The organism is Mucilaginibacter sp. PAMC 26640 (genome assembly GCA_001596135.1).
Lineage (GTDB): Bacteria > Bacteroidota > Bacteroidia > Sphingobacteriales > Sphingobacteriaceae > Mucilaginibacter.
On sequence record CP014773.1, the window covers coordinates 4,863,431 to 4,884,603 of the forward strand.

The 21,173-nt window shown below is 43.1% G+C and carries 19 protein-coding genes and 1 tRNA gene; 8 read left to right on the forward strand and 12 right to left on the reverse strand.

Annotated elements, in window-relative coordinates:
* Positions 1 to 6: 6 nt before the first annotated feature.
* The 3 genes from A0256_20910 to A0256_20920 all read right to left on the reverse strand — a co-directional run bounded on the left by A0256_20910 (position 7) and on the right by A0256_20920 (position 1,242).
* Positions 7 to 297, reverse strand: a complete 291-nt coding sequence (locus A0256_20910) for a hypothetical protein (GenBank protein ID AMR33717.1) — start codon at positions 295 to 297, stop codon at positions 7 to 9.
* 72 nt (positions 298 to 369) lie between these two features.
* A complete protein-coding gene (locus A0256_20915; GenBank protein AMR33718.1) occupies positions 370 to 1,053 on the reverse strand; it encodes a hypothetical protein in 684 nt (227 codons plus the stop codon).
* 112 nt (positions 1,054 to 1,165) lie between these two features.
* Positions 1,166 to 1,242, reverse strand: a tRNA-Arg gene (locus tag A0256_20920).
* Between the two features lie 145 nt (positions 1,243 to 1,387).
* Here A0256_20920 and A0256_20925 point away from each other — a divergent pair.
* On the forward strand, positions 1,388 to 1,621 hold the full coding sequence (locus A0256_20925; protein ID AMR33719.1) for a hypothetical protein: 234 nt from the start codon (positions 1,388 to 1,390) through the stop codon (positions 1,619 to 1,621).
* A gap of 399 nt (positions 1,622 to 2,020) precedes the next feature.
* Entirely contained in the window at positions 2,021 to 2,881 is an 861-nt protein-coding gene (locus A0256_20930) for an N-acetylglucosamine kinase (protein ID AMR33720.1), read from the forward strand.
* A 317-nt stretch (positions 2,882 to 3,198) separates the two neighbouring features.
* Here the strand turns inward: A0256_20930 and A0256_20935 are convergent, their stop codons facing one another.
* Positions 3,199 to 3,894 (reverse strand): hypothetical protein, encoded by a 696-nt coding sequence (locus tag A0256_20935; GenBank protein AMR33721.1) that lies wholly within the window; start codon positions 3,892 to 3,894, stop codon positions 3,199 to 3,201.
* A 141-nt stretch (positions 3,895 to 4,035) separates the two neighbouring features.
* Here A0256_20935 and A0256_20940 point away from each other — a divergent pair, with 141 nt between their 5' ends.
* The 4 genes from A0256_20940 (at position 4,036) to A0256_20955 (ending at position 7,866) form a co-directional block, all read left to right on the forward strand.
* Positions 4,036 to 5,022, forward strand: a complete 987-nt coding sequence (locus A0256_20940) for a 6-phosphofructokinase (GenBank protein AMR33722.1) — start codon at positions 4,036 to 4,038, stop codon at positions 5,020 to 5,022.
* Positions 5,023 to 5,871: a hypothetical protein gene (locus tag A0256_20945; GenBank protein ID AMR33723.1), complete on the forward strand. Its 849-nt coding sequence runs from the start codon at positions 5,023 to 5,025 to the stop codon at positions 5,869 to 5,871.
* Between the two features lie 7 nt (positions 5,872 to 5,878).
* Positions 5,879 to 6,874 carry a type I glyceraldehyde-3-phosphate dehydrogenase gene (locus A0256_20950; GenBank protein AMR33724.1) on the forward strand — a complete coding sequence of 332 codons (996 nt, stop codon included), beginning with the start codon at positions 5,879 to 5,881 and terminating at the stop codon, positions 6,872 to 6,874.
* 113 nt (positions 6,875 to 6,987) lie between these two features.
* The gene (locus tag A0256_20955) at positions 6,988 to 7,866 is read left to right on the forward strand and encodes a polyphosphate--nucleotide phosphotransferase (protein AMR33725.1); all 879 of its coding nucleotides are present in this window, start codon (positions 6,988 to 6,990) and stop codon (positions 7,864 to 7,866) included.
* A 48-nt stretch (positions 7,867 to 7,914) separates the two neighbouring features.
* Here A0256_20955 and A0256_20960 read toward each other — a convergent pair whose 3' ends face one another.
* From A0256_20960 to A0256_20980, 5 genes are all read right to left on the reverse strand, one after another.
* The gene (locus A0256_20960) at positions 7,915 to 8,106 is read right to left on the reverse strand and encodes a hypothetical protein (protein ID AMR33726.1); all 192 of its coding nucleotides are present in this window, start codon (positions 8,104 to 8,106) and stop codon (positions 7,915 to 7,917) included.
* 6 nt (positions 8,107 to 8,112) lie between these two features.
* Positions 8,113 to 10,125, reverse strand: a complete 2,013-nt coding sequence (locus A0256_20965) for a glycogen-branching enzyme (protein AMR34637.1) — start codon at positions 10,123 to 10,125, stop codon at positions 8,113 to 8,115.
* Positions 10,126 to 10,508: 383 nt separating this feature from the next.
* Positions 10,509 to 12,992: a glycosyl hydrolase gene (locus A0256_20970; protein ID AMR33727.1), complete on the reverse strand. Its 2,484-nt coding sequence runs from the start codon at positions 12,990 to 12,992 to the stop codon at positions 10,509 to 10,511.
* A gap of 148 nt (positions 12,993 to 13,140) precedes the next feature.
* On the reverse strand, positions 13,141 to 14,859 hold the full coding sequence (locus A0256_20975; protein ID AMR33728.1) for an alpha-amylase: 1,719 nt from the start codon (positions 14,857 to 14,859) through the stop codon (positions 13,141 to 13,143).
* 27 nt (positions 14,860 to 14,886) lie between these two features.
* Positions 14,887 to 17,169: a maltose phosphorylase gene (locus A0256_20980; protein ID AMR33729.1), complete on the reverse strand. Its 2,283-nt coding sequence runs from the start codon at positions 17,167 to 17,169 to the stop codon at positions 14,887 to 14,889.
* A 135-nt stretch (positions 17,170 to 17,304) separates the two neighbouring features.
* Between A0256_20980 and A0256_20985 the strand changes: the two genes are divergently transcribed.
* Both A0256_20985 and A0256_20990 read left to right on the forward strand, forming a co-directional pair.
* The gene (locus A0256_20985; protein ID AMR33730.1) at positions 17,305 to 17,493 is read left to right on the forward strand and encodes a hypothetical protein; all 189 of its coding nucleotides are present in this window, start codon (positions 17,305 to 17,307) and stop codon (positions 17,491 to 17,493) included.
* A 135-nt stretch (positions 17,494 to 17,628) separates the two neighbouring features.
* Positions 17,629 to 18,939: a hypothetical protein gene (locus tag A0256_20990; protein ID AMR33731.1), complete on the forward strand. Its 1,311-nt coding sequence runs from the start codon at positions 17,629 to 17,631 to the stop codon at positions 18,937 to 18,939.
* Between the two features lie 84 nt (positions 18,940 to 19,023).
* Here the strand turns inward: A0256_20990 and A0256_20995 are convergent, their stop codons facing one another.
* The 3 genes from A0256_20995 to A0256_21005 form a co-directional block, all read right to left on the reverse strand.
* Positions 19,024 to 19,248: a hypothetical protein gene (locus A0256_20995; GenBank protein AMR33732.1), complete on the reverse strand. Its 225-nt coding sequence runs from the start codon at positions 19,246 to 19,248 to the stop codon at positions 19,024 to 19,026.
* Between the two features lie 344 nt (positions 19,249 to 19,592).
* Entirely contained in the window at positions 19,593 to 20,114 is a 522-nt protein-coding gene (locus A0256_21000; GenBank protein ID AMR33733.1) for a hypothetical protein, read from the reverse strand.
* Between the two features lie 4 nt (positions 20,115 to 20,118).
* Positions 20,119 to 21,042 (reverse strand): aspartate carbamoyltransferase, encoded by a 924-nt coding sequence (locus tag A0256_21005; GenBank protein ID AMR33734.1) that lies wholly within the window; start codon positions 21,040 to 21,042, stop codon positions 20,119 to 20,121.
* Between the last annotated feature and the right edge of the window lie 131 nt (positions 21,043 to 21,173).

The following is a 21,173-nucleotide window of genomic DNA, read 5'->3' on the forward strand; positions in this document are numbered from 1 at the left end:
CGGTTATTATTTGCCTGTTCTAATCTGTTTTAAAGCCGCCTCAACGTCTTCTCTCTTGTACCTGACCTTAGTACCCAAGCGGTGAGATTTAATCAATCCACGCTTGGTATAAATATGCAGGGTGGGAAGTGATAAGGACAGTAGCTTTGCAGTTTCTTGTCGGGTGAGTATTGTAGTTGCTTCAACGGGTGAAGCCAACGCTGTTATTTGATCCTTAAATGATTGTGCTATGCATTCAGCGATGAGCGATTTAAACTCGTCTGTGTTGAAGGAGGTGGTAATTACTGTTGTCGCCATATCTGTTTCGATTAATATGGGACAAAGATGGCGGGGGCTGAGATGAGTAGTACCTTTCTTAAGGGCTACAGATTACGGTTTTTTCTCCACCTTAAGTAAATCAGCTTCAACTTCATCGATAATATCTTTTAAATAAAGTTGGAACGGCTTCAGCAATTCTAAAATGACAATCAGATTTTTTTTTGTTTTAAAACTATCGAAGCTTTTACCTAAACCAGAGCGCACATTTTGATAACTTACATTTAATAAAAATGTTAATATTTGTGCTTGCCCAGTATTATCTGGATGAAATTTAGTTAACGAAACCCGTTTAGTTCTTTCTAAGTACCTAATAAGTAAGAGTCTTTGTTCCAGTGTATGTTGTACTGGGATAGTCTCTAATTCTTTTTTTCGTTGTTCAAGAAAGCGGCATTTCCTATCCAGAGAATTATCGACTTTATTACCTTCGGCGATTGCTACTCTTACATAATTCATATAAGGTTTGTATCTCTTTTCAAACCGAAAGCTTTGAAAGCTGTCATCCGAATTTAATCCTTCACCAAGAATTATAAGATATTGAGAAATGTCTCGAAATACATCGAGTTCATCATTCACGAATTGTAATTCATCGCCGTCTGTAATTTCTTCATAAAGTTCAAGGAACAAATCAAAATTGTCGAAATAGTTTTTAAAAGTTAAATTAAGACGCCCCATGGACGCCTCAACACTATCATAGAAAGAGTGGGGGTAAGTGCTTTTATCTTTTAATTTGGTCATTATCGTGTACAGCTAGAAATCAAAGATAAATTTGCAAAAAGAGAGTCCAACCGACCACAAATCCGACAACCAAAATCAAATAAGCCCTTCTAAATGCTTAGAAAGGCTTATTTAGTGATCCCATCTGGATTCGAACCAGAGACCTACAGATTAGAAATCTGTTGCTCTATCCAGCTGAGCTATAGGACCAACGATATTTCGCGGTGCAAATATGCAAATTTACGTTCAAATAGGCAATAGTTGTTTAGGAGTTTACGTTATTTTGTCAACTAATAAATTTATAAAACATCGATAGAGGTAATAAATTTTATCTTTGCTGACGAGAATTGTGAATATGGGACTACCGATGAGGATTACTTTCGATGATAAAGATTACGTTTACCAGATTGTTAACAGCAAACTGATAGACCAAAATACGACTTTGTTAGAAATCCTGCTGAATGGCGAAAAAGTTGAACTGGTAAAAGATTCAAAAATGGTTTGGACACTAAAAGAGGGTGATACATCATTAGACCCTAATTTGATCCAGGCGTTGGGGCGTTCCGTGTCGTTACGATTACGAATGTAACTATCCGGCAGACGGCCGCAAGCCAATTCAATACATTCCTTCCGCCTGCCCTACAGGTGTGTTAGCTTCATTATATTGGTTGGAAATTTCTTTCCCAAACTGTTAAATTGATAGCTTAATCTAGAGGTAATATTCATTTAACCTCATTTGGAAATGATTTATATTATTGTAATTGAAAAAAATGCAATAAATGAATGCTCCAGCACCTTTTATATGTTAAAACGACACCTATTTTAACCTTAAAAAGTGTTAGCAAAAGGGGCTAAATGTTTAAATTTTTGCATCAATATATCACATAAACTATGTTTTTAGCAAAAGAGCGCATTTAAAGTACCAAGTGTTTTTTTTACAATAAGTTAATCCTACTTTTAGCACAATTTTTTAACAACTCATTATTTTATGATCATTATTGCTGACGGTGGCTCAACCAAAACAAACTGGTGCCTGGTTACTGAAGAAGGTAAAAAGGTGTATTTTAACACCGAAGGTTACAACCCTTACTTTGCTCCTAAAGATTACATTATTCAATCCTTAAAGGAAAGTTTACCTACCGACCTTGAAAAGGATAATATTACCGAGGTCAACTATTATGGTGCAGGTTGCTCTACGCCCGAAATGCGTAAAGTAGTAGAGGAGGCCATGTCCGAAGTATTTACAAAAGCTAAAGTAAATATTGGCCATGATTTACTTGCCGCGGCCCGCGCTTTGCTTGGCAACAACGAAGGCTTCGCTGCCATCCTGGGCACCGGCACTAACAGTTGCCTGTACGATGGGAAAGAAGTAGTTAATAATATTGATTCTGGTGCATATATCCTTGGCGATGAAGGTAGCGGATGCTACATTGGTAAAAAGCTGCTCATTGATTACCTGCGTGGCTACATGCCGCAGGCAGTTCGCAAAGCATTTTGGGAGGAATTTAAATTAACTCCAGACGATATCAACGAGATAGTTTACACCCAGCCAAGGGCAAACCGCTTCTGCGCAAGTTTTAGCAAGTTTGTTTATGACAACAATGTTAACATCGAGTACTCACGTAACCTGGTGCGGACTTCTTTTGAAGATTTCTTTAAAAACCTGGTCACTCACTACCCTGATTATCAAAAATACACCTTTAACTGTATAGGCTCAGTTGGTTACAACTTCCGTAATGTATTGGAAGAAGTTTGTACTGAAAACGGCATGACCGTGGGTAACATCATCCGCTCGCCTATAGATAGCCTGGTTAAATATCACCTGGAATTGGCGCCTAGCAACCTGTAAAGGTCAGAAACAGGAATTCAAGAATTAAGAAACAAGAAACAATTTAGAGTTTGGAGAGCCCGGAAGCATTTGCTTTTGGGCTTTCTTTCTTTACAGCCCAATCATCTTTGGACACGCAGCACAATTTCGAAAAATCAACAAGCCATGCATAACGCTTGTAATGCTGAGAGATAATTTCAATTATTGTAATAAAGTATCATTTAACAACGAACGCCCGGACTACAGTCCCGACGTTCGCTAATTGGTTATTTAGTTTTGTTTCTTGATTTTTGACTTCTTGCTTCTGACTTCTGACTTCTCAAGTACTCAATTCATACCTACTGCACCAGGTTCAACTCATTCTGGAAGATCTTAGCATACTTCCTCCTGTCGAATTTGTAGAGTTTCGCTGCGCGATACGATACTCCTTTTTGCTTCTCATCCAGTTCCTTCAGAAAACCGTAGCTCAGCATTTTCTTGCGGAAGTTTCGCTTATCCAATTTTTTATTCAGCACAGCTTCATAAAGCGACTGCAATTGGGTAAGGGTAAATTTCTCGGGCAGTAATTCAAAGGCTATAGGCTGATAGTTTAGCCTGCGGCGGATTTTATTGAAACCGGTATTGAAGATCTCGCTGTGATCAAATGCCAGCTTTGGCAAATCATTTACCGGGTGCCAAAAGGCAGATTTTGCATATTGGGTAACCGGTTTAACCTCCTTTGTCCCGTTGATCCGGATCAAGGCATAATAGGCTACGGTGATAACCCGGCCCTGTGGGTGGCGTTTTACTTCACCAAAAGTATGGAACTGCTGCATGTGCAAATCGCGCAGGCCGGTAAGTTCATATAGTATCCGCTCGGCGGCATTATCGATACTTTCATCCTGTGATACGATGTATCCGGGCAAAGCAAGCCAATCCTTAAACGGCTCTTCGTTACGTTCGATGAGCAATATCTTTAATTCCCCGGCGTCAAATCCAAATATTACACAGTCGATAGAGAAAACCGAATCAAATGTAGGTAACTTTACTTCCAAGATTATTTATAGGTTAGTTGGTTATATAGTAGGTTATTTGGTAAATATATACCTTAAATGTTGTATCAAAAATAAATAAATAAATTTAATGGTGTAATTTCGACACCTTATATTCGTGCCACCAAATTTAGTGTGTAAAAAATGCATAAAATTTCAAAAATCGCAGTTTTAACTTCAGGCGGCGATGCGCCGGGAATGAACCCATGCATCAGAGCTATAGTACGTACTGCTATATATAACAAGCTCGAAGTTGTAGGTATCCGCCAGGGCTACCAGGGCATGATAGACAACAACATGTATGATATGAACACCCGCTCGGTTAGTAATATCCTTAACCTTGGTGGTACTATTTTAAAAACGGCCAGGTGCCTCCCTTTTCGTACTGATGAGGGGATGGAAACCGCTTACAAAAACATCAAAGCCCAGGGAATTGACGGCTTGGTGGTTATTGGCGGCGACGGGACATTTACCGGGGCGCAGCGTTTTTCGAAACGATTCCCAGATGTTGCTGTAATAGGCGTGCCGGGTACCATAGATAACGACCTTTATGGATCTACCTACACCCTTGGTTTTGATACGGCTACCAATACCGTTATAGAGGCTATCGATAAAATTCGCGATACCGCTGATGCACATGACAGGCTTTTCTTTATTGAAGTGATGGGTCGCGACTCGGGTGCTATCGCACTGCGCGCAGGTATTTCCTGCGGTGCCGAAGCTATTTTGCTGCCGGAACGTGCTACCGCTATAGATGAATTAATAGATAACCTTAAAGCCGGCCAATTCAATAAAAAATCCTCGAGCATTGTAATTGTTGCCGAAGGCGATAAAAGCGGCGGTGTATATGATTTAGCCGAGCGGGTGCGCCAGCAAGTTAAATTTTACGATATCAAAGTAACCATTTTAGGACATTTACAGCGCGGCGGCAGTCCTTCTGCGTTCGACAGGATACTGGGCAGCCGGTTGGGTTTTGCTGCGGTAAATGCGCTGATAAATGGCCAGTCGCAAATGATGGTAGGTTTAGAAGCCAACCATATTAAATTAACCACACTGGACGAAGCGCTTAACCAGCACACCTATAAACTGGAAGACGACTTGATGCAGATGGCGGAAATCCTATCTATATAGATGATAGCAGTTGTATATAGTGGATCTAACAATGCGGGCTGGCGTTTAGCCTACAAAGGGAAAACTGTTGCCTCTTTTAATACCGCGGCTATTAATCCTTACTTTAACGACGAGAAATATATTACCCAACTGCTCAATCGTAATATAAACCTCATTCATCATGCTGAAGAGATCAAGCGCATTTACTTTTTTGGTGCGGGTTCATTTTCTGTAGAATTAAAGGAAGTGGTGCACAACGCACTTACCGCATTTTTTAAGTTTGCCAAGATATCGGTGGAGCATGATATCGATGCTGCTGCAATTGCCTGCTGCAAAAACAACCAGGGAATTGTAAGCATCTGCGCAAGTGGAAGCAATGCCGCCTGGTATGATGGCAAAAAGGTTAAACCGAATAATTACGGCCTGGGTTATATAATGGCTGATGAAGGCAGCGGTAACTGGCTGGGAAGGCAGCTCATCAAAAGCTTTATGAATGAGACACTTCCGGCCAATTTACGTAAGCAATTCATGCATAGGTATAATGCAGACAGAACAACTTTACTGGAAAAGGTTTACCGTAAAAAAGAGCCTGCTTTATACCTCAGTTCTTTTAGTGATTTTTACTTCGATAATAAAAACGACATTTATCTGCGCAGTATCATTAAAACAGGATTTACTAAGCTGATTAACACCTATTTGTTACCTTTGCAAAAAGAATACCCGGGTGCACCTGTTCATTTCGCGGGGTCGGTAGCAGCAAATTTCCAGGATTACCTTGGCGAAGCTGCAGAAGAAACCGGTATAAAAATAGCAGGCATTGTGAAAGAACCTATAAATAATTTATTGACGTACTATTCAAATAAAATTTAGAAAAATCATGAAAATAGGAATTAACGGTTTTGGCCGTATCGGTCGTTTAGCTTTCAGGGCTGCAATTGAAAGAGAAGGCGTTGAAGTTGTTGGTATTAATGACCTTGTAGAGCCTGATTACATGGCTTACATGTTGAAATATGATTCAACCCATGGCCAGTTTAAAGGTACAATTGCTGTAGAAGGTGGCCATTTGGTAGTAAACGGAAAAACCATCCGTGTAACTGCCGAGAAAGATCCAGCAAACCTTAAATGGAATGAAGTAGGTGCAGAAGTTATTATCGAGTCCACAGGTTTATTTTTAACCCTGGAAACTGCACAAAAACATATTGATGCCGGCGCTAAAAAAGTGGTTATGAGCGCACCTGCAAAGGATGATACCCCTACATTTGTAATGGGTGTAAACCACAAGCTGTTAAAAGCAGAGCAAACAATCGTTTCAAACGCATCATGTACTACCAACTGTTTAGCGCCAATTGCTAAAGTATTGGATGATAAATTTGGTATTGAAGAAGGTTTAATGACAACTGTACACGCAGTTACAGCTACTCAAAAAACAGTTGATGGCCCGTCTGCTAAAGACTGGAGAGGTGGCCGTGGTGCTTACCAAAACATCATTCCTTCATCAACAGGTGCTGCTAAAGCAGTTGGATTAGTTCTTCCTCAGCTAAAGGGTAAATTAACAGGTATGTCATTCCGTGTTCCGGTTGCCGACGTTTCTTGTGTTGACTTAGTGGTGCGTTTAAAAACTCCAACTTCTTACGAAGGCATTAAAGCTGCTATGAAAGAAGCTTCAGAAGGCGAATTAAAAGGTATTTTAGGTTACACTGAAGATGAAGTGGTATCTGAAGATTTTAAAGGTGATGCACGCACATCAATTTTTGATGCAAAAGCAGGTATCGCATTAAATGATAGCTTTGTTAAAGTAGTATCTTGGTATGATAACGAATGGGGTTATTCAAACAAATTGATTGACCTTGTACAGGAAATTGGTAAACTATAAGTTTAACCAGTTTATATAAATGCAGAAAGCCTTCCGAATATCGGGAGGCTTTCTGCATTTATGGTTATCGACATTTAAAACAATTGCGATTTTTTTTGTTTATTAAATGCGTTATGAAAGACATCACCAAACGGTTTAAAATTACCGACACCAAAAACTTTAAGTTAAGTAACTTCGATACAGACGATACCGCAGATTATAAAAAAGACGACGCCAAAGCTATTCTAGCCGGTCTGATTAATGAAACGGCTAAATTACAAACAGAACTTTACGCAGCTAACAGCCATTCGTTACTGGTTATTTTCCAGGCGATGGATGCCGCCGGAAAGGATAGTGCCATAGCACATACGATGTCGGGGTTAAACCCACAGGTTTGCCAGGTATTTAGTTTTAAACAGCCCAGCGCCGAGGATTACGACCATGATTTTTTGTGGAGGCACTACAAAGCTCTGCCCGAACGCGGCCGAATTGGCATTCACAACCGCTCGCACTACGAGAACGTATTGGTAACCAAAGTGCATCCAGAATTTATTTTAAAAGAGAAACTGCCGGGAATAACTGAAGTGAAAGACATTGGCAAAAAATTTTGGGAGAACCGGTACGAAAGTATTCGAAACTTCGAAAAACACCTAAGCGCTAACGGCACAGTCATTATTAAATTTTACCTCAATTTATCCAAAGACGAGCAAAAGGAGCGTTTTCTGAAACGGATAGCCGACCCCGAGAAAAACTGGAAATTTGCATCGGGCGATCTGGCAGAGCGCGATCGTTGGAAGGATTATATGGATGCCTACGAAACTGCCATCAAAGAGACCAGCACCGGCAATAGCCCGTGGTACGTTGTCCCCGCTGATAAAAAATGGTTTACCCGGATAGCCATCTCCACTATAATTCTGGAAACGCTAAAAAGTTTAAAGCTTACCTACCCGGTGTTACCAAAAGAGGAAATGGATAAATTACAGGAGTCAAGAATAGCACTGGAAAAGGAATAAATCTACCAGAATTGAGAACTCTTAAAGTTGTCAATTCTGGTAACTCAGCTACATCAGTTCCCCATCCTTTTTTACATGGTAGGTTTTATAAGCCATGTAAAATAATAGCAGTGTTGGGATGATATAAAATAAAGCCCCACCATACCTAACATTCGGATACGTAACTACCACTTGATAGATTAATAGCAGCAGCGCAACTATCCCGCCTATGAGGTATAGATAAAAGAATTTGGTGCTCATATTTTTCTAGGCTTTAGCTATTTTTTTAAATACAGCTGCCCCTAATGGAGGTGCTGTTATCTGCATAGAGTTTTCTTTTCCGTGCCAGGCCTGGGCTTCGGTTTTAATTAATTCATAATTGATCATTCCGCTGCCCCAATATTGGTGCTGGTCGGAATTAAAGATCTCCCGCCACTCCCCTGCTGATGGCACGCCAATCCGGTAACTTTGATGAGGAACAGGTGTCATATTCAAAACAATAATAAGATCGTTAGCAGGATCAATTCCTTTGCGCAGATATACGATAACGGAATCGGCCAGGTTACTGGCGTCTATCCATTCAAAACCTGTCCAATCAAATGCTTTTTCATAAAGGGCTGGCTCAGATTTATATAAATTATTAATTGCTTTAACGGCCTCTGTCATCCCAACATGGCTATTATGTTCCAACAAGTGCCAATCCAGCGACTGCTTAAAGTTCCATTCTTCTACCTGGCCAAATTCGCTCCCCATGAATAACAATTTGGTACCCGGGTGGGTATACATAAAGCTATATACTAATCGCAGGTTGGCAAACTTTTGCCAATCGTCGCCTGGCATTTTACTCAACATTGATTTTTTGCCGTACACCACTTCATCATGCGAAAAAGGAAGCATGAAGTTTTCTGTAAAAGCGTATACCAAACTAAAGGTGAGTTGATTCTGGTGGTATTTGCGATGGATAGGGTCATGTGCAAAGTAATCCAGCGTATCATGCATCCAGCCCATCATCCATTTCATACCAAAGCCAAGACCGCCCGTGTAAACCGGCCTGCTAACACCGTTGAAAGAAGTTGATTCTTCTGCTATGGTTTGTACATCCGGGAAGTTGCTGTAAACCGTAGCGTTAAATTCCTTCAGGAAAGATACGGCTTCGAGGTTATGATTCCCGCCGAAAATGTTTGGCTCCCACTCCCCTTCATTACGTGAATAATCAAGGTAAAGCATAGATGCCACGGCATCTACACGGAGTCCGTCAATATGGTAACGCTCCAGCCAGAATATGGCATTACTAATCAGGAAAGCCCTAACCTCGTTGCGGCCATAGTTAAATATGTATGATTTCCAGTCCGGGTGAAAGCCCTTTCGCAGATCTTCGTGCTCGTACAAATGTGTCCCGTCGAAATTATAAAGGCCGTGTGCATCGCCTGGAAAGTGCGATGGCACCCAATCAAGTATCACACCAATACCATTCGCATGGAACTCTTCTACCAGATACATCAGATCCTGCGGCGTACCGTAACGGCATGAGGCTGCAAAGAAACCGGTGATCTGGTAACCCCAGCTTGGATAATATGGGTGTTCCATTATGGGCATAAACTCTACATGAGTAAAGCCCATTTCCTTTACATATGGCACTAGTTTTTCGGCAAGCTGCCGGTAGCTCAAAAACTCATCAGGGCTCTCCGGGCTGCGTGCCCATGACCCGATGTGCATTTCGTAAACCGAATACGGTTTATCCAAAGCGGTGTGCTGGTAGCGGTTGGCCATCCAGTCCTGATCTTTCCATTCATAAAACGTATCGGCAACTATTGAGGCAGTATGCGGAGGCAATTCCCAGCGGAGGGCAAATGGATCGCTCTTTTCCAGATCCTGGCCCTGCGGGCCTTTAATAAAGTATTTATAGGTTTCGCCTACGCCAACGTTCGGCACCCACCCTTCCCAGATCCCAGAGGCATCCCAGCGGTAATTCAATTGGTGCGAACCCCGGTTCCAGCCATTAAAATTACCTATCACCGCTACGTATTGTGCATTGGGTGCCCAAACCGCAAAGTAGGTACCTACTACGTTTCTATATTCTACTACATGCGAACCAAACTTCTCATAAAGTTTGAAATGTTTACCGGCTTTAAATAGTTCGATATCAAAATCAGTAAAACGGCTATAAGGTTCAACTGCCTTCACTTGTTCGGCTGTGCCTGGTAAGGTTACAGCAGATTTAGCGGCCAATGATTTTTTAGCAGCAGGCTTTGTTTTTTTCACTACAGGCTCTTCAGCTATGGGCCATTTTTCTGCAGCATTATCTGCTTTTTTGGTCGTTTTTAGCTTTACTGCTTTCACAGGTTTTGATTCGGATAGTTCGGCACCGGTAATTTCTTTTTTCTTTGCCATAGTAAGGTAGCGTTGTATGAGCGCAGGTTAAATGGGTTGCAGGAACAATTCCTGATGTTCAAATATATAATTATTGAACATACATTGTAGGGAGATGTTTATTTAAAAGAAAAAAGGCAACTGCACCGTGTTCCGTTTTTGAGAAAGCTTGCTATGATGCCGTTTTCAGTTCAATGCATTCCTGCAACTTGTTTAGAATCCAAATGGACAAAAGAGACTTATCCGGCGGAAACCTTGGTAAAAGAAAAGGCCCCTTGCGGGGCCTTTTCGTACTACTTCAATATTTCTATCTGTTTAAAATTCTTACTGAATTTAAATTCATAGGTTTTATCTGAGTTGACAGATATTTCCTTTATCTCTTTACCATCAGCCACAATTTTTGATGGCTTAAACGGCAACCCATTTAGTTTGATGTGGTACCCTTCGTACCTCGGTGTATACAAACCTTCCATGCTTTGTTTGATGCTGAGGCTATCTGCTGTTCCATTCACAATGAATTTTTTCTCAAGGTAAATATCCTGCTCGTAAGCAAAAGTTTCACCGTAATCCTCAAACAGGAATGAGTTTACCTCATAGTCGCTATAATAAATATTCAGCTTCACCTCTTCTATCGGCTTTTCGCTGGTGTACTGCATTACCGGATATTCCGGTACTACCGAGCCTGCTTTTACAAACATTGGCATGGTGTCCAAAGGTGTTGCTACCTGTACTTCCTGGCCGCCTTCAACCATTTCCAGGCTCCAGAAATCATACCATTTTCCTTTCGGTAAATAAACGTTCCTAGTGGTTTGGCCAGGTTCTAAAACCGGGCAGATCAAAATTTTATCTCCGTAGGTGAATTCATCCTGGCGAAAATGATTAGCAATTGTATCCTGTTCCAGCATCACAACCGGCCTTAAAATAGGGAAGCCATAACGGTGATGCTCCCAAAATGCCGAATACAGGTACGGTAACAACTTGTATCTTAACTCTATAAATTTACGGTTGATGCTGGTAAAAGGCTCGCCAAAGCTCCATGGCTCGCGCTCTTTGGTATCACCGGCAGAGTGCGCACGCATAAAAGGAGAAAATGTCCCCATCTGTATCCAGCGGGTAAATAATTCACCATCGGGCTCGCCGCTAAACCCGCCAATATCGGTTCCGCAAAATGAAATTCCGGATACTGATAAACGTTGTAATTGTACGTTCCCAATCTTTAAATGCTCCCATGACGCCACGTTGTCACCGGTCCATACCGACGAGTAACGCTGTACACCAGCATAACCCGCCCTCGTGATGGTAAACGGACGTTTGTTTTTCATTTGCTTGCGCAAACCTTCATAAGTTGCACGCACCATTTGCATACCGTAGACGTTGTGCGCCTTACGGTGACTGCCCCGGAAACCATCATACTGGTGGCGCACATCATCCGGGAAGGTACCCGAACCAAACACCGCAGGCTCATTCATATCGTTCCAAACACCGGCAACACCAAGGTCAACCAGTTCATCAAATAAACCGCCCCACCAGGTGCGTACTTCCGGGTTAGTAAAATCTGGAAACTGGCAGCGGCCCGGCCATACGTGGCCTTCCATAAAGTAATCATCGCTTCGGCGACAAAAATATTTTTTTTCTTTACCTTCTTTAAATACAGAATAATTGTCATCAACGCGAATCCCAGGATCAATGATCACCACCGTTTTAAAACCGTTGGCATTTAAATCGTCGATCATTTTGCGCGGATCGGGGAAGTACTTTTTATTCCAGGTAAAACAACGGTACCCATCCATATAATCGATGTCCAGGTAGATCCCGTCGCATGGAATTTTGTTGTGCCTGAAACCGTTGGCAATCACCCTTACTTTATTTTCGGGATAATAGCTCCAGCGGCATTGGTGATAGCCCAACGCCCAAAGAGGTGGCATTGGATGTGTACCGGTTAAAATGTGGTAGTTTTTTACCACATCCATCATGTGCGGGCCATGAATATAATAATATTGCAACTCACCTCCATCGGCCCAAAAACTGGTTTTGGTTTGATCCTCTCCGCCGAAATCAAAATGTGCTTTGAATGTATTATCGAAAAATATACCGTGTGCTATGCCTTCGTTTACACTAATGTAAAACGGAATTGACCGGTACAACGGGTCCTGGTTCCAGCCGTAAGAATAGGCATCGGTATTCCAGTTTTTTAACCGTTTGCCACGCAGATTAAACTCGGTTGCTTTATCGCCAAGGCCAAAAAAGCTTTCCTGTTCGTGACATTCTTTGGTACAGAACACATAGTATCCGCCAAATTTTACGTTCTCCTCCCAATGCATCGGCGAGGCGTCTGCGCTGGTGATGATATTATTACTATCGGAAAATGAGATTAAGAAATCCGCTTTGCGGATATGACAGTTTACCGCTTCTGTAGATACGATAAATTCAAGGTCGTTTTCTGTAAGCTTGAAAGAAACCGCTTTGGTTGGCAACTCTGGTACGGCGTAAGAAAACTCATCTAGAAATACGCTATGCGGGGCAAGGCGTACACGAATAATCTCACGGGTAACAATGGTAACCTCTACGCTTGCATCGCCATCGGTAAAAAAGAATTTATTCCCTTTTTGCTCAGCATGGTTAGGCACACCTAAATATTTCTTAACGATAGGTTTAATACCATCGGCAGGGTTATTTAAATGGTGAAACTCCTCATCATCCACAATCATGTTCTCCTCCGCAACGAGAAGCTTTGCCGTTATTAATTCCGGGTTAGGGTCAGGTACATTATCTTTCATAAACTTCAATATTCAATATACTTTGTTACCTATTGTTTAAACAAAGTTTAAAACTACATCAGCCAATTGTGCTATCAGCTAAATAACGATTTTATTCATGAATATTCAAGCTATAATTGAGCCAAAAGCATCGAATGGTGTGATGATTTTAAAAATTTAAAAGCAAGGCGCTTGAGGCGTTTAAGTTAAGATCAATTCCTTCGCCGATCTCTTCTGTGCTAAATATCGTTTTCGATAATAAATCGGTAAAATTCGTTTTGCCACTTATACCGAATTGTGCCAAAAGATCTACCGGGAGCTTAACACGGATATTTCTTTCACTCCGGTTAAAATTTGCAACTATCAACACCCGTTGTGAGGTTGTATAACGTAGATAAATATACACTTTGGAATCAAAGCCGGGCTGATGCTCATTTGCGATCATCAGTTCGTAAAACTCACCGGTACGCAATGCTTCATTGTTCTTTACGGTATTTAAAAGATCGCTGTAGAAGACACGTAGTCTTTTTTGATCCTGAGACAAACCACCGCCATCAAAAGCATTGTAATTTATCCACTTCTGATGCTCAGGCACACCCCAGTAATCAAATATGGTGGTGCGACCGTCATCCCCGCTAAATCCGGCTTCGCCAATTGCCGGTTCACCTACCTCCTGCCCGCTGTAAACCATTACCGGCCCTGTAGCCAAGGTAGCGCTCACAATCATTCCAGGAACGGCCAGCCAAGGATCACCAGCAAAAAAACGACTAGCAATACGCTGCTCATCGTGATTTTCCATAAAGCGGATCATATGCTCATCTATACCCCTGGTGTGATTATTCCACACATTGTTGATTTCCCAGGTTGAACTCCCCACATCATTGCAGGTTAGTCTACGAATGGCCTCATATAAGCCAACCTTATCGTACAAATAATCAAACCCGCCGTTGTGGATATAATTAGCATACTGGTTTTTATCATAAGCTTCTCCAATAAAGATCAGTTCGGGATAGGTAGCTTTTAGTTTGGGGATCAGCCATGCCCAAAATTCTACCGGTACCATCTCTATCATATCGCAGCGAAAACCATCCACGCCCATCTCTGCCCAATAGGTGAGCACGTGGTGCATCTTATACCAAAGCGGTGGCACATGTCCGAAATAGGTTTTATGCCCGTCCAGATAGTACACACCATAATTAAGTTTTATGGTCTCGAACCAATCATTTATAGAAGGGTCGGGCTTAAAAACATCATTACCGGTGGCCTTAGCAGGAAACTCGTCAAACCGGCCATCCTTCAGCGGCGATGTAAAACCATCCCCACCCGGATTATATCCTGCCGGCACCTTGAAGGGCTCACCAGGAATGTAGTAAAAATCATTCTCGGTTGTGTACGACTGCGTTGTATCATCATCCTCGCCAAAGTCGCGCACACCGGCCGGGCGCTTGTCTGACGCGTAAGTGCGGGCTACGTGGTTGGGTACAAAATCGATCAGGACCTTTAAACCCGCAAAGTGTGTCCGGGTCACCAGGTCCTGGAATTCGTTTAACCGGTTATTGATGTCAACAGCCAGGTCTGGCGCTAAATCGTAATAATCTTTTATCGCATAAGGTGAACCGGCCCTGCCCTTTACCACATCAGGATCGTCAGGCGGAATACCGTAGGCCGAGTAATCGGTCATGGTTGCATGTTCAATAATACCGGTATACCAAACATGGCAAAATCCCATATCTCTGATCTCCGCCAGCGCTTTATCGGTAATGTCGTTGAACTTCCCGCAGCCGTTCTCTTCAATAGATCCGTTTACTTTATTAACTGACTTATTGTTTCCGAATAAACGGGGCAACAGCTGATAGATTGTTAATTTATGATCTGGGTTGGATGACATTTATTCCTGATTAATTTCGCCACATGGCTATTTAACGATCTGTGGCTTTCCATTCACAATTACCTCAAGATCTATACCTGATGTTTTTGTAATGGTGACCCCTGCCTTAGCTATGCTGACATTTAATAACGTCCCTCTAAATCCGATCTGGAAAGATAATGCTTTCCATTCTTCGGGCAATAACGGACTGAATGCCAGTTGACCATCCTTCACCCGCATGCCACCAAAACCTTCTACAATGGCCATCCAGGTGCCCGCCATTGAGGTAATATGGCAACCATCATCCGTGTCATCGTTATAATCGTCGATATCCAATCTTGATGTACGCAGATAGAACTGGTAAGCCCGCTCTACATCGCCCAGCTTAGCAGCTAATATAGAGTGCACACAAGGTGACAATGACGACTCATGCACCGTTCTCGGTTCGTAATAATCATAGTTACGGCGAATGATTTCCAGGTCATAATCATCTTCGAAGAAGTACAGCCCTTGCAGTACATCAGCTTGCTTAATATAGATGGATCTCAGGATCCTGTCCCAGCTCCATTTTTTAACCAGCGGGAGGTTTTCTTTTGGCAAATCTTTCACCAGGATCTGTTCTTTATCCAGGTAGCCATCCTGCTGCAGGTAAATGCCCTGTTTCTCGTCATAACCCAGGTACATCTTTGCGATGATATCTTTATACCGGCCGGTTTCTACCTCGGTATCAAAAGCAAGTTTGCTGAGTAGAGCCGTTAATTTAGCCTCGTCTGCAGCTTTAACTTTATCCAGTACTTCCAGCGTATATTTCATACACCAAACCGCAATTGTGCTGGTATACCAGTTATTGTTGATGTTGTTCTCGTATTCATTTGGCCCGGTAACCCCCAACATTACGTACTGGCCCTTTTCGTCAGAAAATGTAACACGCTGCGACCAGAAACGGGCAATGGCGATCAATACCTCCAAACCATAATCGGCCAGGTAAGCCTCGTCGCCGGTATAGCGCACGTAATTATAAATAGCAAAAGCAATGGCTCCATTCCGGTGGATCTCCTCAAAGGTAATTTCCCACTCGTTATGGCACTCCGTACCGTCCATTGTCACCATTGGATACAAGGCCGCGCCATTGTTAAAGCCAAGCAGCTTTGCATTGTCAATTGCTTTGCCTAATTGTTTATAGCGATACAGCAGCAAATTACGGGCAACTTTCTTGTCTGCAGTAGCCAGGTAAAACGGAACGCAATAGGCTTCGGTATCCCAATAGGTGGAGCCTCCGTACTTTTCACCGGTAAAGCCTTTCGGTCCAATATTCAAACGATCATCCTCACCGGTATAGGTTTGGTTGAGCTGGAAGATATTGAAACGAATCCCCTGCTGTGCTTTGGCATCCCCATCTATAATAATATCGTTGTTTTTCCACTTCTCCGCCCAAGCACTAGCCTGTTCGGCCAACATTTTATCAAAGCCTTTTTTTGAAATTGCGGCAAGCAGATCTTCACCCCGCTTAGGCATTTCTGCCAGTTCATAATTCTGCGAAGACAAATTAACCGCATACTTAATCAGCGTAGTCGCTTCTTCCTTTTTCACATTGGCTTTGATCGCAATCGCGATGTATTTTTCTTTTTCAACCGGGGCTGCCTGGTAGCTTACTTCCGTACCGTTTTGAAGCAATATGCACTTCATTGCGGTCAGCACCTGGAATTTGGTTTTTTTGGTGATGAGGCGTAAAAAGCCGCCGTCATTTTCCAGCTTCTTATCTACTTCATCCCAGAACTTCTCGTCGTAGTTTGAATCTTTGTTGGCAATGTCACCATCGATAAATGGCGTGATCGTGATCTCGCCATCAAAGTTAAGCGGTGTAACTGAATATTTAACAGCACCGCACTTATCATCAGCTATGCTGCAGAAACGGGTAGTTTCCACGGCTAGTTCTTTACCGGATGCCATTTTTGCCCGGAAGCTACGCTTGAGATAGCCCTCTTTCATATCCAGTTCGCGGGTAAACGCGGATACCTCGCATTTAGCAAGATCCAGTTGCTCACCCGCAACGTTGATGTCAATCCCTATCCAGTTAGCCGCATTCAGCACTTTGGCAAAGTACTCGGGGTAACCGTTTTTCCACCAGCCAACGCGGGTTTTATCAGGGTAGTAAACACCTGCTACGTAGTTGCCCTGCAGGGTATCACCGCTGTAGGCTTCCTCAAAATTTGCCCGCTGGCCCATCCGGCCGTTGCCCAGGCTCAAAACGCTTTCTGCTACTTTATTATAGTTTGGATCGAAGCCTTCTTCGATGATCTTCCACTCGTCAACTTTAAAATAATCCTTCATAAAATAGGTATTGAGTTACACGGCGCTAAAATAATACAAACATTTGGCCTCACCTAAATCCTGTTAAAAGACAAAGCCTTTTTTCACAAACTTGTTTTCCGAAAGGTTTGATTTCATCCCCAGTCACAATGATAAATGTATAAACCCCATACAGGACGACACCGTGTTTCACTCCGCGAAAGTGAATCGGGTGAATCAGCTTTATGTTTGATTATCAATGTTTTAGCTTTTTTATTGAAACGCCCTTTTTTAAATACACTGCAACATATTTTATTGATCATCAATGATTTAATTTTATCAACCTGGGGTACTAAAATACCGTGAAACACTTTGAGTGAATCACCCCAAACACATCTATTTGCAAACCACGCTGCAATCACATCCTTCAAAGCTAGAAGGCAGCCACCATCTATGATGCCTTGCGCAATACAACTTTTCGCTTTACTTTGCACTCACTATATGAAGAACCGTATTTTAATTATTGGTGCAGGCGCTGCCGGACTAATGGCTGCACGATCTTTAGCCAGTGCGGGCAAAAAAGTAACCGTGTTGGAAGCCCGTAGCCGCACAGGCGGCCGGATCCAAACCTTAAATGATACATCATTTTTTAAACATACCGAGTTAGGGGCCGAATTTATTCATGGCGATTTGCCCGTAACACTTAAGCTGCTGAAAGAAGCCGGTATCTGCACCCGGCCCGCCAATGCCGAAATGTGGCGCTTTGAAAATGGAAAGTTTGATGAGAATGCGATGGTGATACATGATTGGGACCTACTGATGAAACGCCTTAATGATCTAAAGAAAGATACCAATATTTACGATTTCCTTCAGGCAGAATTCCCGGGTGATCAATACGCCGGCCTGCGTGATGGCGTTTGGGAATTTGTAAGCGGCTATGATACCGCGAACCCGCGAGACGCCAGTGTATTTGCCCTCCGCAACGAATGGCAGCACGACGATGAGGATGCCCAGCATCGCTTGGATGGCGGCTATTGCAGCATGATCAATTACCTGGCAAATGAATGCAAGGCTAATGGCGGCGAAATCTACTTGAATGCCGCAGCCAGCCAAATTCAATGGGCGCCCGATGAAGTCACGGTTACCACCATAGATGGAACACGCTACAAGGCAGAGCAGTTGCTGATTGCGATGCCGCTGGGCGTATTAAAAGCGGATCCTGGTGAACAGGGAGCCGTAAGATTCGACCCACCTATCCCGGCGCAAAGCGAGGCGATCCAACAAATGGGATTCGGTGCGGTGATCAAGATCCTCTTTGAATTCAGCGAACCTTTTTGGCTCGATGGCAAAACAGCGGGCCTGGCCGGCAGGAACTTTGACGAAATGGGTTACCTGTTTAGTAGCGAAGAGATCCCAACCTGGTGGACCCAGGTGCCAGAAACATCGAACGTGCTCACCGGGTGGATCGGCGGACCGGCGGCGGCGGAAAAAACAAATACTTCCGATGAGGATCTGGCAAGCCAGGGGCTGCAATCACTGGCCAATATATTTAGTAGGGATGTGGAAGAACTGAAGACTAAACTGATTGCCCGGCGCATTATGAACTGGACCGCCGATCCGTACACGCGCGGTTCCTACGCTTACGATACCGTTGCCGCGTCGGCAGCACGACAAATATTAAACACACCTGTTGAAGGCACGATCTATTTTTGCGGGGAATATTTGTACGATGGCACCGCAATGGGAACCGTGGAGGCTGCACTGAGCAGTGCGGTGGATGTGGTGAAGAAAATCTTAAACGGAAAAGGTTGAGAGGCCTTTTAAAGCGCTTTTAAACATAAACTGCCCCCAATAAATAGTTAAATTTTGGGGGCAGTCTATCGTCGGGTTTTTTTATTACGGGGTTACCGTTTTTTTGGATGATACCTTTTTAGTGGCGCTGCTGCTTGACTTGTAGCGCATGTCCATTGTGCCATCCTTTTTAAGGTGCTTGTTGGCATTATTACGCCTGTCCAGTTTACCACTCTTTGTTTTCTTTGTAGTATCCTGAAACGCGTAGGAAGTTGTCATTGCCGAAATGTTAATGAACATTGCGAGCAGCAAAATGAGTAGCTTTTTCATGTTTGTATTTTCTTTTATAAACCGATTCCCCGTTCCAATTGTTTTAGACCTTGTCGTCGTCAACTTTCTCGCTTACCGCTCCAGGCTGGATAGGGGCTTTGATTCAAGAGTTTGGTGGCTGTGTTTATGACCTGCTTTGCGGTAAGGGCGGCAGCCAGTCAGGCATCAAATTAGGGAAATGGATTGCCTTATATCCGCTGCGTTTAGTGTAAAGCCATTGGTATCCGAATTGTATTCGCTGGTAAAGAATTTCGCGTGCAGATAATAAGGCGGGCCCGTTATCAGAACAGGTTTGGAATGCAATAGTATTGCGGCAACGGCTGCTGCTGAAATGCCTCAGCAGGTTAAAATGCTAAAGGATCAGTTAGGCGGATAAACCGTTTCTCATTAATTATCCACCTTACAAAGTAGATCAGCGCACCGGTAACATAACCTATCAGGGCACAATCGGTGATATACCAAAAAATCCTACCAGGATCTGAAAAAAGTCCGTTCAGATCGCTTAGCGTCAGCATGCCTATTAAAGCAACCGGCAGCATGATAATTAAGCCCAGCATCAACCCGCCATCTATAAAGCAAAACTTGTAGATTCCCTGTTTGCGCAACACTTCCCAACTTTTAACAAACTCAATATTCAATGTGTCGGTGATGGTGAGCCCCTTTTTCTTCAATTCACGTGCCTTCAATCGCCTTTCATGGTGCTTTTGATAGCCTGCAATGATAAATATCAGCACAGCAGCAAACCCAGTGAAAAGAAAATCTTTAGAATGAATTAAAAGTGTTTCTACCAGAAAGCTAACGATAGCCAGCCCAACGGCAACGCCAAGCAAATTTTGCCTGAGATATTTGCCAAGAGCCGCCAGCATATATTTACGCCCCCTGCCCTGCCAGCAAATACAGTACCGCCATCCGGATGGCAACGCCATTCTCCACCTGGTCCAGGATGATGGATTGTTTGCTGTCGGCTACATCACTGGTGATCTCCACGCCACGGTTAATTGGGCCCGGGTGCATCACCGTGATCTCTTTGTCAAGGCCATCGAGGATCTGCTTATTCAGTCCGTACAGCATGGTATATTCCCTAAGAGACGGGAAGTATTTGATATCCTGCCGCTCCAACTGGATGCGCAGCATATTGGCTACATCGCACCAGTTCAACGCTTTAATCAAATTATGTTCTACTTTAACACCTAAGGAACCAATGTATTTAGGGATCAGGGTAGTCGGCCCGCAAACCATTACCTCGGCACCCAATTGTTTCAGGCAAAGAATGTTGGACAATGCTACCCGCGAGTGCAGGATATCGCCTACGATCACTACCTTCTTACCGGCTACTTCGCCATAACGTTCACGGATTGAAAAAGCATCCAGCAGGGCCTGGGTGGGGTGCTCGTGGGCACCATCACCGGCGTTCACGATCTGGGCCTTTACATGCTTGGCTAAAAACACACCGGCACCAGCGTACGGATGGCGCATCACCACCATATCCACCTTCATGGCCAGGATGTTGTTTACGGTATCTACCAAAGTTTCGCCTTTACTTACAGATGAAGAAGATGCCGAAAAGTTCACCACATCTGCCGAAAGTCGTTTCTCGGCAAGCTCAAAGCTTAACCGGGTGCGGGTAGAATTCTCAAAGAAAATATTGGCAATGGTAACATCCCGCAAAGACGGCACCTTTTTTATCGGCCTGTTCAGCACCGTTTTAAAATTATCAGCGGTTTCAAATATCTGGTTGATATCGCCAACGTTTAAATCTTTTATACCTAATAAATGCCGTGTGCTTAATGCCATTTGTTTGATTTCGAATATCTGATTCGTAATTATTCTATTCACTATTTAAAACCACGCCATGCATAGCAAGAAATATTCTTTCAGCTGTGTATAACGGTCCAAGCTTGTTTAATACCCCCGTAATGCCGCCC

What these genes read in the sequence shown, in the direction of transcription:
- A0256_20910 (AMR33717.1), bottom strand. Translation starts at nt 297, where the DNA reads ATGGCGACAACAGTAATTACCACCTCCTTCAACACAGACGAGTTTAAA.
- A0256_20915 (AMR33718.1), bottom strand. Translation starts at nt 1,053, where the DNA reads ATGACCAAATTAAAAGATAAAAGCACTTACCCCCACTCTTTCTATGAT.
- A0256_20925 (AMR33719.1), top strand. Translation starts at nt 1,388, where the DNA reads ATGGGACTACCGATGAGGATTACTTTCGATGATAAAGATTACGTTTAC.
- A0256_20930 (AMR33720.1), top strand. Translation starts at nt 2,021, where the DNA reads ATGATCATTATTGCTGACGGTGGCTCAACCAAAACAAACTGGTGCCTG.
- A0256_20940 (AMR33722.1), top strand. Translation starts at nt 4,036, where the DNA reads ATGCATAAAATTTCAAAAATCGCAGTTTTAACTTCAGGCGGCGATGCG.
- A0256_20945 (AMR33723.1), top strand. Translation starts at nt 5,023, where the DNA reads ATGATAGCAGTTGTATATAGTGGATCTAACAATGCGGGCTGGCGTTTA.
- A0256_20950 (AMR33724.1), top strand. Translation starts at nt 5,879, where the DNA reads ATGAAAATAGGAATTAACGGTTTTGGCCGTATCGGTCGTTTAGCTTTC.
- A0256_20955 (AMR33725.1), top strand. Translation starts at nt 6,988, where the DNA reads ATGAAAGACATCACCAAACGGTTTAAAATTACCGACACCAAAAACTTT.
- A0256_20960 (AMR33726.1), bottom strand. Translation starts at nt 8,106, where the DNA reads ATGAGCACCAAATTCTTTTATCTATACCTCATAGGCGGGATAGTTGCG.
- A0256_20970 (AMR33727.1), bottom strand. Translation starts at nt 12,992, where the DNA reads ATGAAAGATAATGTACCTGACCCTAACCCGGAATTAATAACGGCAAAG.
- A0256_20975 (AMR33728.1), bottom strand. Translation starts at nt 14,859, where the DNA reads ATGTCATCCAACCCAGATCATAAATTAACAATCTATCAGCTGTTGCCC.
- A0256_20980 (AMR33729.1), bottom strand. Translation starts at nt 17,169, where the DNA reads ATGAAGGATTATTTTAAAGTTGACGAGTGGAAGATCATCGAAGAAGGC.
- A0256_20985 (AMR33730.1), top strand. Translation starts at nt 17,305, where the DNA reads ATGTATAAACCCCATACAGGACGACACCGTGTTTCACTCCGCGAAAGT.
- A0256_20990 (AMR33731.1), top strand. Translation starts at nt 17,629, where the DNA reads ATGAAGAACCGTATTTTAATTATTGGTGCAGGCGCTGCCGGACTAATG.
- A0256_20995 (AMR33732.1), bottom strand. Translation starts at nt 19,248, where the DNA reads ATGAAAAAGCTACTCATTTTGCTGCTCGCAATGTTCATTAACATTTCG.
- A0256_21000 (AMR33733.1), bottom strand. Translation starts at nt 20,114, where the DNA reads ATGCTGGCGGCTCTTGGCAAATATCTCAGGCAAAATTTGCTTGGCGTT.
- A0256_21005 (AMR33734.1), bottom strand. Translation starts at nt 21,042, where the DNA reads ATGGCATTAAGCACACGGCATTTATTAGGTATAAAAGATTTAAACGTT.